This is a genomic window from Haloarcula sp. Atlit-120R (genome assembly GCF_003665885.1).
Lineage (GTDB): Archaea > Halobacteriota > Halobacteria > Halobacteriales > Haloarculaceae > Haloarcula > Haloarcula taiwanensis.
This window is the reverse complement of sequence record NZ_QPLN01000003.1, coordinates 302,377-316,522: the sequence shown is the minus strand read 5'-3', so window position 1 is coordinate 316,522 and position 14,146 is coordinate 302,377. Positions and strand designations below refer to the sequence as shown.

Annotated in this window: 14 protein-coding genes; 7 read left to right on the top strand and 7 right to left on the bottom strand. The window is 61.0% G+C overall.

Annotated features, from left to right (window positions below; genetic code table 11):
* Nucleotides 1–2: 2 nt before the first annotated feature.
* Together DVK01_RS13255 and DVK01_RS13250 are read right to left on the bottom strand one after the other, a co-directional pair.
* The gene (locus tag DVK01_RS13255) at nucleotides 3–437 is read right to left on the bottom strand and encodes a universal stress protein (RefSeq protein WP_101351851.1); all 435 of its coding nucleotides are present in this window, start codon (nucleotides 435–437) and stop codon (nucleotides 3–5) included.
* Nucleotides 438–556: 119 nt separating this feature from the next.
* Entirely contained in the window at nucleotides 557–1,912 is a 1,356-nt protein-coding gene (locus DVK01_RS13250; RefSeq protein ID WP_121537087.1) for a sulfatase, read from the bottom strand.
* Nucleotides 1,913–2,232: 320 nt separating this feature from the next.
* On the opposite strand from DVK01_RS13250, the gene DVK01_RS13245 reads away from it, so the two are divergent.
* Nucleotides 2,233–2,631 (top strand): transcriptional regulator, encoded by a 399-nt coding sequence (locus DVK01_RS13245; protein WP_101351849.1) that lies wholly within the window; start codon nucleotides 2,233–2,235, stop codon nucleotides 2,629–2,631.
* 58 nt (nucleotides 2,632–2,689) lie between these two features.
* Here the strand turns inward: DVK01_RS13245 and DVK01_RS13240 are convergent, their stop codons facing one another.
* Together DVK01_RS13240 and DVK01_RS13235 are read right to left on the bottom strand one after the other, a co-directional pair.
* Complete coding sequence (locus tag DVK01_RS13240) at nucleotides 2,690–3,757, bottom strand: NAD(P)/FAD-dependent oxidoreductase (RefSeq protein ID WP_121537085.1); 1,068 nt, start codon at nucleotides 3,755–3,757, stop codon at nucleotides 2,690–2,692.
* A 118-nt stretch (nucleotides 3,758–3,875) separates the two neighbouring features.
* Nucleotides 3,876–4,550, bottom strand: coding sequence for a ribonuclease HI family protein (locus DVK01_RS13235; protein ID WP_121512742.1), 675 nt, complete (start codon nucleotides 4,548–4,550; stop codon nucleotides 3,876–3,878).
* A gap of 158 nt (nucleotides 4,551–4,708) precedes the next feature.
* Here DVK01_RS13235 and DVK01_RS13230 point away from each other — a divergent pair, with 158 nt between their 5' ends.
* Entirely contained in the window at nucleotides 4,709–5,917 is a 1,209-nt protein-coding gene (locus tag DVK01_RS13230) for a PQQ-dependent sugar dehydrogenase (RefSeq protein WP_101351846.1), read from the top strand.
* A gap of 130 nt (nucleotides 5,918–6,047) precedes the next feature.
* Nucleotides 6,048–6,221 (top strand): hypothetical protein, encoded by a 174-nt coding sequence (locus tag DVK01_RS22270; RefSeq protein ID WP_199722341.1) that lies wholly within the window; start codon nucleotides 6,048–6,050, stop codon nucleotides 6,219–6,221.
* 100 nt (nucleotides 6,222–6,321) lie between these two features.
* Here DVK01_RS22270 and DVK01_RS13225 read toward each other — a convergent pair whose 3' ends face one another.
* Nucleotides 6,322–7,020, bottom strand: a complete 699-nt coding sequence (locus DVK01_RS13225; RefSeq protein WP_255410219.1) for an SDR family NAD(P)-dependent oxidoreductase — start codon at nucleotides 7,018–7,020, stop codon at nucleotides 6,322–6,324.
* A gap of 334 nt (nucleotides 7,021–7,354) precedes the next feature.
* Between DVK01_RS13225 and DVK01_RS13220 the strand changes: the two genes are divergently transcribed.
* Both DVK01_RS13220 and DVK01_RS13215 read left to right on the top strand, forming a co-directional pair.
* The gene (locus DVK01_RS13220; RefSeq protein WP_101351844.1) at nucleotides 7,355–8,785 is read left to right on the top strand and encodes an APC family permease; all 1,431 of its coding nucleotides are present in this window, start codon (nucleotides 7,355–7,357) and stop codon (nucleotides 8,783–8,785) included.
* Nucleotides 8,786–8,787: 2 nt separating this feature from the next.
* Nucleotides 8,788–9,522: a universal stress protein gene (locus tag DVK01_RS13215; RefSeq protein WP_121512744.1), complete on the top strand. Its 735-nt coding sequence runs from the start codon at nucleotides 8,788–8,790 to the stop codon at nucleotides 9,520–9,522.
* Nucleotides 9,523–9,583: 61 nt separating this feature from the next.
* Here the strand turns inward: DVK01_RS13215 and DVK01_RS13210 are convergent, their stop codons facing one another.
* The gene (locus DVK01_RS13210; protein WP_233560797.1) at nucleotides 9,584–11,254 is read right to left on the bottom strand and encodes a TCP-1/cpn60 chaperonin family protein; all 1,671 of its coding nucleotides are present in this window, start codon (nucleotides 11,252–11,254) and stop codon (nucleotides 9,584–9,586) included.
* The gene (gene fmdA, locus DVK01_RS13205; RefSeq protein WP_121512746.1) at nucleotides 11,229–12,503 is read right to left on the bottom strand and encodes a formamidase; all 1,275 of its coding nucleotides are present in this window, start codon (nucleotides 12,501–12,503) and stop codon (nucleotides 11,229–11,231) included. Before fmdA ends, DVK01_RS13210 begins: the two co-directional genes overlap by 26 nt.
* Before the next feature lie 441 nt (nucleotides 12,504–12,944).
* Here fmdA and DVK01_RS13200 point away from each other — a divergent pair, with 441 nt between their 5' ends.
* Complete coding sequence (locus DVK01_RS13200) at nucleotides 12,945–13,622, top strand: SCO family protein (protein WP_121537081.1); 678 nt, start codon at nucleotides 12,945–12,947, stop codon at nucleotides 13,620–13,622.
* Nucleotides 13,619–14,146, top strand: coding sequence for a TlpA disulfide reductase family protein (locus DVK01_RS13195; RefSeq protein WP_121512747.1), 528 nt, complete (start codon nucleotides 13,619–13,621; stop codon nucleotides 14,144–14,146). The genes DVK01_RS13200 and DVK01_RS13195 overlap by 4 nt, the downstream gene beginning before the upstream one ends.

The window sequence follows — 14,146 nt, the reverse complement described above, 5'->3', positions numbered from 1 at the left end:
GCTTACTCTGACTCGGAGACGTCAACGGTCAGGACTGGCACGGACGACTTTGTGACGACCTTCTGTGCTGTGCTCCCGAGCATATTCTTTTCGTATTCGTCTGCCTGCGTTCCCATCGTGATCAGGTCAATGTCGGCGTCCGCAACATACGACACAATGCGGTCCGCTGGTTTGCCCCGCTGAATCGCTGTCGAGACTTCGATTCCGTCCTGTTCCAGCGTCTCTCGGACGGCCGATGTGGCCGCCTCGCCCTCCGCTCGCATGTTCTCCAGCACTTCGTCCTGCATCTCGTCGGCCATCGACAGGAACGCCCGGTCGTCGATGACATACAGCGCGTGGACGGTAACATCCCGTCCGTCGGCAATATCTACTGTGTGTTCCAGTACCTGTTTCATTGACGCACTTCCATCCGTTGGAACGAGAATATCGCTATACATCGTTCGTACAAATCAAGTTGTCACAAACATCCCTTTCGATTCTATCCAGACGTCCGAACTACAGTCGCAGTATCGCGAGCGCTGGTGCTGTTGTTCGGCCCGGTCCCGTTTGCACCCAGTCACAGATAGCCGAGTCGCTCCAACCGTGACTTGACGTCTATGTCGTCAAAGCCATCGACGTCGTATTCGGCCATTTCGTCTTCCCCGGCAGCGAGTTCGGTGATGTCGAGTGTCTCACTGTGGTCTGCGGAGTCAGCGACAACGTCGGCCGGCGGGCTGTCGATAGGGGTCCCGTCGCTGGGCTCGGACCGCCGACCACGCACGACTGCTTCGTACTCGTCATCCCCCCACGCTGCGCGCTTGTAGACGGTGTCGCCGGGGCCGTCTTGATACACGAGCGACGCAGACTGTCGGAAGCGGTCCGGTTCGTCAGTGTACTGTTCTGCGTACTCCGCTGTCTGCCCGGTCGGTGGTGCCTGATATGCAGTCGTCTGCCCGTTGGGTGCGACGAACAAGCCGGAGTCGTCCGCTTCGCCGTCGAAGGCAGCCAGCACGGCGTCGGGAAACCGCGCCAGCGTCGCCAGAGACTCGATTCGACGCCCCTCTGTCTGCCCCGGTCCGCTGACGACCAGTGGGACGTGAAACAGTTCCTCCTGTGTGCCCATGCCGTGCATAACGGCCGGTGGCTCAGTTGCTGCCTGTGGCGGTTCTCCGAACCCATCGCCGTGGTCCGACGTGATGACGACGAGCGTATCGTCCAGAACGCCACGCGCCTCTAGATCACCGACGACCTGCTCCAGAATGGCGTCGGTCTGTCGAATCGCTCCGTCGTACAGCGGTTCAAGCAGCTGTCCGACCCCCGCCGGGAGTTGCTCCCCGTAGACGCTCCACTCCCACTTGATGGGGAGTTCGTCGTGCACTGCCCAGTAAAACTCCGTGCCCCACTCGTCGTAGCCGTCGCGCGTCGCGTACGGCATGTGCGCATCCATCAGATTCAGACACGCAGCCCAGGGCTCCGGTTGTTCCTCAGTCCACTCCGTCAGCCTGTCAGCGTACCAGAACCCGTCGACACCGTTGCGGGTTTCGGACGGGTCGTCAACGTCTGTCGAATCAGGGCGCTCTGTAACGACGGTCTCGAAACTGTCGCTGAGTCCGGACGGATGAACCGTGAGATACGGGTTCTCGGTGAAGACACCGGTCTCGTAGCCTTCGTCGTGGAGGAAATCGAAGATGGTCTGGCCGGGTTCCAGCCGTTCGGTTATCCGGAGTGTGTGGCCCTCGGACGGCACGCCGGTGAACAGGCTCGTATGGGCCGGCAGCGACCAGCTCGCGGTCGTCCGTGCCTGCGTGTACACCGTCGCCTCACGAGCGAACTCTTCGAGGAAGGGCGTGGTCCTGCGTCGATGACCCAACAGCGAGGTGTTCGCCGCGCGTACGCAGTCGAGAACGACGAGTAACACGTTTGGCCGACCCATTGTCAGGCTTTAGAAGGTAGCCACGGCAAAAGTATGTTCTGTAATCGGGATTCTTACTGTCGTACTGGTGAGCCGTATCGACGCGTCCGTGGCATCGGCTCGCCGTCCAGAACCGGGTGCGTCCACGCCACCCGGCGGGACTGGTTGCGTACCAGTGAGCACGTGGTTCAGTTCTTCCCGCGTCAGCAACCGTCACCGCTACTCATACTGTTCGACGGGGTTTTATCGTCAAATAGGCGACGAATAAATAATCAACAGACAGTGTCCCAGACCCCCGCGGGGGTATATTTTATATGGGTCGACAGTCTGATGAGTAATACGTGGTCAAGTCAACGGTCCGGTTCCCCGAAGCGGTGATGGACTGCGTCGAGGAGATGGTCGAAGAGGGTGTCTTCTCGAACAAGTCCGAGTTTCAGCGCTTCGCCGTCGAGTACGTCCTTTCGGAGATCGAGGACTACGAACCCGAGATGGTTGATTTCGACGAACTCCAGAAAGAGGTCTTCCAGCACCAGCCGGTTTCCAGTCGGGCCGAGATGTCGCCGGAGATCAACGAGAACTTCTACGAGAACGCAGCGCGCGTCCGCCAGTTCGCGATTCGCGGCGACATCGAGACGGCAGAGGAGTACATCGACACTGCCTACCCCGTTACTGACCCTCGCTGCTTGCTCCTCGACGACTTGCTTGAATCCTATCGACAGCACGAAACCGACGACGAATAGGGTCCGGACCTGCTACTCCGTTGCCTCGCCGTATTTGATTGCGGTGTTCTCCGGAGCGTCAGTCGTCGTCAGCGCGGGCCCCCGGCGGTTTCTCCGAGCGTGGCCCGGCGGCGTGGCCCTCGTGGGCCAGCGCCGTCGCGAACAGGTCCTCGGAGACGGCAGGCACCTCTGTCTCTTCGACTGCGCCCGCTGACTCGATGTCGTCGGCTGAACGCGGGTACTTCCTGAGGTCTTTGTGGATAGCGATCCCCGCATCCGCCCCCTCGCCCATTGCGACCGGGATCTGGTTGTGGCCCGGCGTCAGGTCGCCGACGGCGTAGACCCCGGAAACACTGGTTGCGCCGTGGTCGTCGACAGCGACCGTCCCGTCATCGTTTCTCTCGAGCCCCAGTTCATCGGCCAGCTCCGCGTGGTAGTCCGACCCCAGCATCGGGAAGCCACCCTTGTACTCTCGAACGCTTCCGTCTTCGAATTCGTAGGCCGATAGCCAGCCGTTGTCGTCAGTTTGCTTCCCGGACAGCTCCGTCTCAACGATCTCGACCGGATGATTGTCGAGCATCGTCTGCGTCTCGTCGCTCCACTCGGGTTCCTCGCCACGAGTCAGGATGTCCACGTCGTCGGTGTAGTTCAGCATAATCATCGCGACGTGAGCCGCGGACTCGCCGGTGCCCATGACGAACACCGGTTCGCCGACGAACATGAACGCGTCACAGTGGAGACACCAGTGCAGTCCCTTCCCGGTCCGTGGCAGCGGCGGGTCCGGCCGCTCGTCGGCGAACCCGGTCGCCAGCACGACGCGCTTGACCACCAGTTCGTCGTCGCTCGTCGTCACGGTGAAACCGTCCTCCTCAGCGAGTGCGTCTACCGACTCGACAAAGCCCCGCTGGTAGGTGCCGCCGTAGTCCTGGACCTGCTCGCGGGCCGTCTCCAGGAACTCGTTGCCCGAAACGTCCTCGGTGACGCCAATGACGTTGTGCGTGTCGGTCATCATTGCAGCGCGGCCCCCACCGCGGTTGATAACAATTGTGTCCATCCCCAGTCGGGTGGTGTATAGCGCGCTCGTCAGCCCGGCCGGGCCACCGCCGACCACGGCCACATCGTAATCGTACTGCCCGTCAGTATACATTACCACAGCGTACGTGCTCAAGCAATAAAAACAGCAGAACGGCGGCGACCGGCGCGGCAATTTACCGCTGTCGAGTCACGCCCTGAGTGACGCAACGACAGGCTCGCTGGCACCTCTCTCATCCGGGGCCGAGGGCCGCGATGTCGGCCCCGACTGTCGCCTGTGCATCAGCCGGATTCGGATCACTGTCAGCCAGATGCGTCCACTCGTGGGCAGGCAGTGCCGACAGGTGGTCAGTGATTGCGGTGCTGTACGGAGTCGCTTTCACTGTGCTTTCGCTGTTGCCCCAGATATGGTTGATGACGGTCATCGAATCGATGCGTATCTCGACGGAATCGGGGTTACACCGCGTAGCCAGCGCCTGCAGTCCGAGGTGGAGTGCGGCGTATTCGGCGACGTTGTTGTTCGTCCGGGAACCGACCGGTCGGCCGAGCCGGGCAATCGGCGTCTCGTCCGCCTGAATCACGGCACCGGCACCCGCCGGCCCGTTACTGTGCGCGCTGCCGTCCACATAGAGGACGACCTGTGACACGGCGGCACTGGCCGCCTCCCGCTGTGTCGAAGGTGGGTCGGATTCGAGGAGGTCGTCGACTACAGTCCGTATCTCGGCAGCGGATGTTTCCGGGTCGAACATGCCACCGTAGCCGGCAACGGCAGCATTGATTGCATCGATAGCGGGGGTGAGTTCGTATCGATACAGTGCAAGCAGCTTGTCGACCCGCGTCGCAAGCGGCGAGAGCGGTTCCGCCGGGAGACGCTCTCTGTCTCTCGCCGGCGCATCGTGGCGGTCCATCAGTGACACGTAGCCGCGGGCGGGTAAAAGACACTTCGCCGTGACAGGCCCAGGATAGCCAGAGGCGTACCGTGAGTACTGGCTGTTGAGCGAGTCATTTTCCCCGTGGGCCAATCAGGACCGCAGTTAACAGTACTGAGACCGTAGTCGTGACCACGATGGACAGACGGACATTCCTTGCTGCGAGCGGGCTTACGGTCGCGGGAACAGTGACTGGCTGTAGTGCCGCCAGTAACGACCAGCAAGGTGACGGCGCGACAACGACGGACTCCGGACAGAGAGACATGGAGGCGACTGGTGTGGCTGTCGAGACCGTCGCCGACGGACTCGAATCGCCATGGAGCGTCACGCCGCTGCCTGACGGCTCACGGCTGGTGGTCACAGAGCGCGTTGGTCGCGTGGTGCTGGTCAACCCGGCGGACGGTACAGTCACACCGGTCAATAACGCACCGTCGGTGTATGCACGCGGACAGGGCGGGATGCTGGATACGGCGCTCCATCCCGACTTTCCGAACCCGTCGTGGGTGTATTTGACATATTCGAAAGCCAACGACAGCGGTCAGTCGGCCACGCATCTGGGCCGTGGTCGCCTGAATGTTGCTGCTGGCCAGTTCGAGGAATTCGAACAACTGCACGTCGCAGAGCCGTTTGTCGACTCTGACGGCCATTTCGGGTCCCGCGTCGTGTTCGGCCCTGACGGACTGGTGTACCTGACTGTCGGCGACAGACAGTTCAAGAACTTCGGGCCCGACCACGTCGCACAGGACCGGACGAACGAACTCGGGACGACGCTTCGCCTGACGCCTTCGGGCGGGATTCCCAATGCGAACCCGTTCACTGCCGACCCGGAGGCAGTCGATTCGATATTCAGCTACGGCCACCGCAACGCACAGGGAATGACCGTGCATCCCGACACCGGCGCTATCTGGCAGGCCGAGTTCGGCGAACAGGACGGCGACGAAATCAACATCGTCGAACGGGGCGGCAACTACGGCTGGCCGGTCGCCGACGAGGGCTGTACCTACGGCAGCGGCGAGCCAATCGGCGTGAGCCACGCGGAGCGTGACGATGTTATTGCCCCGGTGTATTCGTGGGAGTGTGGGTCAGGTGGGTTCCCGCCCAGCGGCACGACTTTCTACACCGGCGATGCCTTCTCCGAGTGGACCGGCGACCTGCTCGTCAGTGGGCTGGCGTCGCAGTACCTCGCCCGGTTCACTGTTACTGGGCGAACGGTCGAGGAAGCGACGCCGCTCCTTGCCGACCGAGGGTGGCGAATCCGCGATGTCGCAGTCGAGCCAGATACCGGATACATTCTCGCGGCAATTGACGCACCGGACGCACCTATCGTGCGACTCCGCCCCGCCTGAATCGGGTGTGTCGGTGATAACTGGTATGGCCCGTTACCGTCTCATACCCCGAACCGAACGCTCATCCATTACACCCGGTTAGCGAGTCCCGGATCGCGCCATTTTTGCTTCTGAACCCGCTACACTGGCTGTGAATCAGACTGCGATTCTGCATGCCGCGTTCGGAGTACTGATAGTCGCCGGGTTCCTCGTTTCGGCACCACTGAGCTATGGCTTGTACGGGCTGGGTGCTGTGTGTTTCATCGCCGGCATCGTGCTCGCCCGGCAAGATAGCGATGAGCCAGAAGCCGCTGACAGCGCTTGATTTCGGAACTCCTGCGACGACCGGTCGGGACTGTAGCGATTGCCGGACTCTCGCCGCACCAATATATGCTATGAGGGGACACCGATTGGTGTCTACCCGGTCACGCTTCCTGTAGTCGACCACCGTCGACGGCCACGTTCTGGCCGGAAATGTACGCAGCCGCATCACTACAGAAGAACAGAATCGGTGCCGCGACATCCTCAAACGTGGCCGCCCGCCCACGCGGGAACTCCGAGACATCCACGACAGTGTTCTCGACCGCGAATGGCGACACGGCGTTGACCGTAATCCCGTCGTCCTGCGTATCATATGCCACTGTTCGCGTGAACTGCAGGACTGCCTTCTTTGCTGCGAAGTACGGGAAGTTCATCGGGACTGCCCTGTCATCACGGGCATCTGCCACGCCGAAGTTGATAATCCGTCCCCAGCCGGCTGCGCGCATTGATGGGAGCGCTCGCTGCGAACACAGATACGTCGAGAATAGACACCCCGCAACGGCGGTTCGCCACTCATCGAGGGACAGCTCGTCCCACCGCCCCTGCGGGAGCGGACCTACTGCGTTGACCAAGATATCGACATCACCTAGTTCCGACTCACAGTCCGAGAACAGCGAATCAACGGCGTCGGGCTCCGTTACGTCGCCTTCTACCGTGGTTGCCTCGACGCCGTGATTCCGTGCGGTGGCTGCTGTCTCCGCCGCTGCCTCTTCGCTCGTCCGGTAGTGCACGGCGACATCGGCACCGGCGGCCGCTAACTCAAGGAGCATCTCACGACCGACCCGCTTTGCAGACCCTGTCACGAGAGCAGTACGCCCGTCTAGCTCCGGCTGAATTGCTACCACCTGTCGATGTATGGCGGGAAACATCAAAAGTATGAGGGGAAGTTCGCGGAAAGATGGAGTTCACTGTGCCAGCAGCCGCTCTCGGACACATGGCTATGGTAGCCATTGAAAATCAACACACATCTGATCGCACGATGGCAGTGCGATCAGTGTGTAAATCGTTTCAATTATTACTACAGGCTTCCTTGCGTACGGAGTCCTGTGGGAACGGATTTTTCGTGACGCTATCGCCTGCGAGTCGGCCATGCATCCTGCCGGCGGTTTTATCAGATCGGTGGGAATATTCTGTCACATGCCTGAACAGCCTGTTGATGTCGGCCCAGGGGGCGAGAACGTCGCCGGTGAGGCACCCGCCGCAGAGCCAGAAGCCGTCACCGACGACGCAATCCTCCACGACGACGATGTGGAACTCGAACGGACTATCGGGCTTATCGGCGGGCTGGCAATCGGGATCGGGACGATGATCGGGGCCGGTATCTTCGTTTTTCCAGGGCTAGCGGCCGCCAACGCTGGACTGGCAGCGACGCTCTCATTCGCAATCGGTGGGCTGATCGCGCTGCTCGTGGCGCTTCCGACCTCCGAACTCGCCACCGCGATGCCACGGAGCGGTGGCGGGTACTACTTCATCTCACGGAGTATGGGGACGGCGTATGGCGCGATAGTGGGTCTCGGACTGTGGCTCGGGCTGATGTTCGCCTCGGCGTTCTATCTGGTCGGACTTGGTCACTACGCGAGCGCCGTGTTCGCTGAACTCAATATTGCGCTCCCGGCTGACCCGGTCATCGGTATCGGGCTGCTGTTTGGGGCTGTACTGACGGCACTGAGTATCGGTGGCACGGAAAATACGGCAAAGCTCCAGAACATGGTAGTGGGGGTCCTCCTCGCGGTGCTTACAGTGTTTCTCTCCTACGGTGTCCTTGACGCCGTGGGCGTGTTCGGTGGCGGCACCGTTCCGGAGCAGTTCTTCTCCAGAGGGTACTTCCCGGTGTTGACGACCGCTGCGCTCGTGTTCACGTCGTATCTGGGGTTCGCTCAGGTCGCCACTGTCGCGGGCGAAATCAAACAGCCGGGTCGGAATCTCCCACTGGCGATGGTGGGCTCAGTCCTGATCGTCACTGTGTTTTACGTTGTCACGATTTTCGTTGCGACCAGCTCGTTCGGCGCGGAACGTCTGGGGGAGTTCGGGGAGACAGCGATGGTCGAAGTCGCCCGTGACTTCCTCGGGTTGCCCGGGGCGGTCGCGATACTGGGTGCCGGACTGCTGGCGACGTTTTCCAGCGCGAACGCGTCGATTCTCAGTGCTTCGCGGGCAGTCTACGCGCTGAGCCGCGATGCATTGCTCCCCAGAAAGGCGAGCAAGGTCAACCTCAGGTACGGCACACCACACGTCGCGTTGCTCGCTGCTGGCGGACCGATACTGGTCCTTGTCGGGACTGGCCGGGTCGAACTCCTCGCGGAAGTCGCTTCGTTCCTCCATTTGATCATGTACGGGCTGATGTGCGTTGCGCTGATCGTGTTGCGCCGTCGCAATCCCGATTGGTACTCGCCCAGCTATCGAGTGCCGGCCTATCCGGTGGTTCCGGCCGTAGGTGCGCTCGCGAGTTTCGGACTGATCGCCTTTATGCAGCCCGCGTCAATCGGCATCGGCATCGTGGTCATGCTCACCTCGTACCTCTGGTACCGTTATTACGCTGGGGACGTGACGCTAAAGGGAGATCTCTGAGTATGACGGACCGACAATCGATACTCGTCCCGATTCGCGTTCTTGCGGGAGAATCGGTCCCGGAGGGCGTCCCCGAACTGCTCGCCCATTCGCACGTCGTCCTGTTGGGGTATCACGTCATCCCGGAGCAGACTGCGCCCGGACAGGCGCGGCTGCAGTTCGAAGACCGGGCCACAGAACGACTCGATGAATACGAGGAGATATTCGAGAGCGCCGGGGCCACCGTCGAACGTCGGCTGGTGTTCACTCACGACGGCCAGAAAACCATCGACCGCATGATTGCCGAGCACGACTGCATGGCCGTTCTCGTTCCGAACGCCACGGGACCAGTCAATGACGTGCTGGTCCCGGTCCGCGGGGCCGTGGGGGTCGACCGGCTTGCCCGCGTCGTCGCGAGTGTGTTCGGAGCGATGGATGCTGACGTGACGTTGTATCACGTTGCGGCTGCAGACACGACGGACGACGATGTTCGGACGCTCCTCGGTGGAATCACGGACCGTCTGGTGGAGTTCGGGATGGAGCCGTCGACTATCGAGACGCGAATCGACCGCGGTCGGGACCCCCTTGACGCAATTGTAGACGTGGCCAATTCGTTTGACACGGTCGTGATGGGGGAAACCGACCCATCCCTGACGACGTTTGTGTTCGGGATGCCAGCCAAGCAGGTCGCCAACCGGTTTCTCGGGCCGGTGTTCATCGTCCAGCGTGAACGCGCCTCAGCGGATAAAGACGGATAAATTACCCTGCTTCAGCCTCCAATCGGCTGGCTAGTTGTGTGCCTGTACTCCTGTCATGCTCTCAGTGCCCCACTGCCCACGGATAGCCACCTCTCGCTGCGTGGGTGTGGTCGTGTTCATTAGTGGTGCTGCGCCCGTCTTCGGTAGTCCGCACAATGTCGTCGACCCGGAGGATCTGTGTCACGACAGCGACTGCCCGCTGCAGTGCACTCGTGAATACCGTTGATGGTTCCAGAACACCTGCTGCAATCATATCCCGGGGATAACCATCGGAGCCGACACCGATCGCCTCTGCGCCGGCGTCGTGTCGTTGCTTTATGCCTGTCAGTGTGTTCAGTGGGTCCGTGCCCGCGTTTGTGGCCAGCGTCCGTGGGATGGCTTCCAGTGCGGTTCCGAACCCTTCGAAGACGAGCTGTGTTCGGTCCGGTATACCACTGGACAGAGCGGCGAGGTCCATTGCCAGCGCGGTCGGCACTGCACCTCCACCCGGCACGAACGCGCCATCGTCGAGTGTGACGCGGGTGACATCGATACAGTCTGCCGCGATGCGGCGGACCTCGTCTGCAACGTGTGGCGTACCGCCACGGAGCAGTAGTGTTGCGCGTTGTTCTTCGGGACAGCCCTGTAGCGTGAGCGTCTGGGAGGTCCCGACCGTACGCTCCGTGACCGACGCAACAGTGCCAGTGGTGTCCGCAGTAAGCTCGTCGACGGCCATCACTGGCGTGCTCCCTGTCGCTCGGGCAATGACATCAAACTCGTCTCGTCGAGTTCGCTCGACGGGGAGCACGCCTCGCTGGACGAGCGCGGTCCTGACCGCTTCGTCGATGGATTTCTGACAGAACAGGACGGTCGCACCTGACTGCACCACCTGCGCTATGAGTTCTGTCCTCCGGTCCTGTTCGTGAGCCTGAAAGGCGCTCCGCTGTGTCGTGTCTTGCAGCTCCACTGACTCGATGTGGTTCGGTTCCTCGATGCCAATTTCGGCGTCGACCATCCCGATAGTCGGCTCGTCGTGCGTTTGGATGCTCGGGTGACTGAGGGCTTCGAGAGATGTCGATGATGTCTCTAGGTCGACCACCACCCCGTCGAGACAGACGGACTCACGGAGTTCGCCGCCGGGGTAGGACTTGAGCGTGAGCCGCGATGTGTCGAACTCGACCGCCTGCAACGCACTGAGGGCCAGTTCGCCGAACCGCTCGGTCGAAGTGTCGTCCCATCGTCCCGTGACGGCGGTCTTCGCAATCTGTGCCAGTCGGTCATCGTGCCGACTGTACACGCTACGTTCGTATTGCTCAAGATGGTCAAGAGCGGTCTCGGCAGCCCTGACGTAGCCGTCGATGATTGTCGTTGGATGAAGTCCGTCCGAACGAAGCGCTGCAGCCTCCTCAAGCAGTGCGCCGACCAGCACAACTGTTGTCGTCGTCCCGTCCCCGACAGCACTGTCCTGTGCAGTCGCGGCCTGTTCGACCAGCCGACCGACGGGATGCGTGATATCTATCCACTCGATGATTTTCGACCCGTCGTTCGTGACGATGACCGTCCCGTTTTCGCCGACGACCATCTTGTCCAGCCCGCTGGGCCCGAGTGTCGTTCGGATTGTGTCAGCGAGTTTACCTGCGGCGGTCAGTGCGGGGTCTGGCTCGTCAGTACCGTCGTCAGTCGTCTCTCCCAACATCAGTGTCGACAGCGGGAGCTGTCTGGGTCCCTCATTGCAGTGGGTCGTCAGTGACACAGATGTCACCGCGGTCAGCGCTATTGTGTTCGATACCCTCTGGGGACGCGTCGAACTCGAACGCGCCCGTCGGGAGCGCCAGCGTCGAGCAGGCGTTTGGCACGTCCACGACGCCGCTCTGGCGGCCCTCGACGGGGACGGTGCCGAGGATGTGCAGGGCCTGCTGGCCGGTGTAGCCGAACTGCTTGAGGTAGTCGATGGCCTGAAGACAGGCCCGCCGGTAGGCGGTGTGGGAGTCGATGTACTTCTGCTCGCCGTCCTCCGTGACTGAGTAGCCACAGAAGGTGACGTAGTCCTCGAAGTTCGGTCCGCGATGGCCCGGCTCGAAGATGGGGTGGTCGACGCCGAACTTCTCCATCCCGTCTTTCACGAGGTCGAATTCGAGATCGACGTAGGCGGCCATCTCGATAGCGCCACAGAAGGATATCTCGCCGTCGCCCTGCGAGGCGTGGAAGTCGCCGATGCCGAACTTCGCGCCATCGACGTAGACTGGGAAGTACACCGTCGAGCCGATGGAGAGGTCCTTGATGTCGTGGTTCCCGCCGTGTTCCCGGGGCGGAACGGTTCGGGCCGCGACCTCCGCCGCCTCCTCGGCATCATCGGGGTTCATCTCGCCCATGAGCGCGCCGTCGGGCGTTGGCGGGTTCGCCACGCCGGGCTCTTCCTCACCGGTCGGATGGTTCGGGATCGACTCGGGGTCCTCGGCGTGTTTGTCGATGAGTTCCTGCTCGCGTTCGTTCCACGCTTCAAGCAGTTCCTCGCTGGGTGCACAGCCTGCGAGGCCGGGATGAATCTTCCCCTCGTATTCGACATCGGGGATGTGGCGCGATGATACCGTGTAGCCGTCGATGTCCCAGATGGACTTTGCCGCCTTGGGGAAGTGGTCGGTCAGGAAGCCGCCGCCGTTCTGCTGGGAGAACGTCCCAGTGAAACCGAACTCCGAGCGGTCGTTGAGCGGCCCCATGTCGTGGAACTCGACTTTCAGCAGGTCGCCCGGCTCGGCACCGTTTACGTGGACGGGACCCGCGAGATAGTGGACCTGCGAGAGGTCCACGTCACGGACCTCGTTGGCGTCGTCATTGTCCGTTATCTGTCCGCCGGTCCAGTCTAGGGCCTCGAGTCGCATGCTCTCGCCGGGGTCCGCTTCGACGACCGCCGGGATATCCGGGTGCCACCGATTGAACGGATTCGCGCCCGGCTGTTCATCTGGCGCACTGTCGACATCTACCTCGAACTTCGTTTCTGGCATTACGGCTACAGTATCGGATAGATTACACATAAGTGTTCGGACGATTGATATTTAGAACGTACAGTTTCAGACGAGAGTCAACAGTATCCAAATACGTAGTTCCGATAGACAACCACATATCAGTAGAGAACAGTGATATAAGTGTACATAAGACAAATAAAAATTCAATCAGCCGTCCAGTTAGTTTTGGTTATATTAGATGTGGATATCCCATGATTGTTGATAATCTCACCCACCCCATCACGCAGCAGATTGGTAGTGTCCTGACCTATTAAGCACGCAGGATTATATGAACTCAGCCGGAGCTGAAAACAGCCGCAGACTGGGAACTCTGTAGCATTGCTACACACTCACAGCCAGAGTTCACACGAACGCCGGCGAACGGCTGTTTACGAGAGTCACACCAGATTCTCCAAATATTCGAGGGCACAAGCACCGTGTATGCGCCGACGGACGGTTCTCAAGTCGACGGGTGCGGTTGGAACAATTGTCGGAGTCCCCGGGTGTCTTGGCGGTAGTCGCTTCGGCGATTCGAACCCAGATGTCGTCCTCGAAGAGCCCGACCGGGAGTTCGAGAGCAGCGACGTTCCGTATCCCGCCTGGGGTGAGCAAATCCCGGACGTACGTGTCGCCACACCGACCGAGGCACGCAAGGTCCCGTTGCGAGACATTGAAACGCCGACTCTCCTCACGTTTTTTTACAGCCACTGCCAGACTGTGTGTCCAGTTCTCATCTCGACGCAGCGAAACATCCAGAGCCACGCACAGAACAACGGCTATGCGGATTCGGTCACGTTCCTCCCGATGACATTCGACCCCGTCCGTGATACCGCAAAACGACTCGCGGCGTATGCTGACAAGATGAACGTCAACGTTGATAGCGAGAACTGGCAGTTCCTTCGACCAGCGTCGAAGCAGCGAGCCAAGGCTATCATACAGGACCAGTTCGGAGTCATGTTCCAGCGGACTACACCCAAGGACATGGATATGTACATGTTCACGCACACAGCCCTGACCCTACTGGTCAACGCTGATGGGTTCGTCGAGCGTGCGTATCGCTCGAAGTCACCGGACGTAGAGAGTATTATTGCCGACCTGAAGACGGTGAGAAACGCGTGAACCGTCGGCAGGTCGTCGCGGCGATAACCGGGCTCGGCCTCTCTGGCGGGAGTCTCTGGGTTGCCCAGAATGGCCTGTCGGGTATCCAGCCGCGGCACGCGAAACAGCTTCCGGTCCGTGTGGAAACCCTCGGTGCACGCGGCTCGTCAGCAGGCGAGACACGCGTGCCGACGCCGGGAACCGTCACAGTGGTCGACCTGTTCGCCACGTGGTGTGCGCCCTGTGACGACCAGCTCAAGATTCTCGACGCGATCCGACCTGAGTACGCCGACGTGTCATTCGTCTCAGTGACGAACGAACGGCCGAGTGAAAATCTGACGAGGGCAGACATCAGCGAATGGTGGAATCGCAACGGCGGTGCCTGGACTGTCGGACTGGACCCCGGAAGCGAACTGCTGGCGGCGTTCGGGGCGGACGGACTTCCGTACATCGCGATTGTCGACGAGAACGGTATCGTCCAGTTCGGTCACAGCGGGCTTGCCGATGAAAAAACGCTTCGAGACGAACTTGACGCGCTGGTGTAA

What these genes read in the sequence shown, in the direction of transcription:
- DVK01_RS13235 (WP_121512742.1), bottom strand. Translation starts at nt 4,550, where the DNA reads ATGGACCGCCACGATGCGCCGGCGAGAGACAGAGAGCGTCTCCCGGCG.
- DVK01_RS13230 (WP_101351846.1), top strand. Translation starts at nt 4,709, where the DNA reads ATGGACAGACGGACATTCCTTGCTGCGAGCGGGCTTACGGTCGCGGGA.
- DVK01_RS13255 (WP_101351851.1), bottom strand. Translation starts at nt 437, where the DNA reads ATGTATAGCGATATTCTCGTTCCAACGGATGGAAGTGCGTCAATGAAA.
- DVK01_RS13200 (WP_121537081.1), top strand. Translation starts at nt 12,945, where the DNA reads ATGCGCCGACGGACGGTTCTCAAGTCGACGGGTGCGGTTGGAACAATT.
- fmdA (WP_121512746.1), bottom strand. Translation starts at nt 12,503, where the DNA reads ATGCCAGAAACGAAGTTCGAGGTAGATGTCGACAGTGCGCCAGATGAA.
- DVK01_RS13220 (WP_101351844.1), top strand. Translation starts at nt 7,355, where the DNA reads ATGCCTGAACAGCCTGTTGATGTCGGCCCAGGGGGCGAGAACGTCGCC.
- DVK01_RS13240 (WP_121537085.1), bottom strand. Translation starts at nt 3,757, where the DNA reads ATGTATACTGACGGGCAGTACGATTACGATGTGGCCGTGGTCGGCGGT.
- DVK01_RS13250 (WP_121537087.1), bottom strand. Translation starts at nt 1,912, where the DNA reads ATGGGTCGGCCAAACGTGTTACTCGTCGTTCTCGACTGCGTACGCGCG.
- DVK01_RS13215 (WP_121512744.1), top strand. Translation starts at nt 8,788, where the DNA reads ATGACGGACCGACAATCGATACTCGTCCCGATTCGCGTTCTTGCGGGA.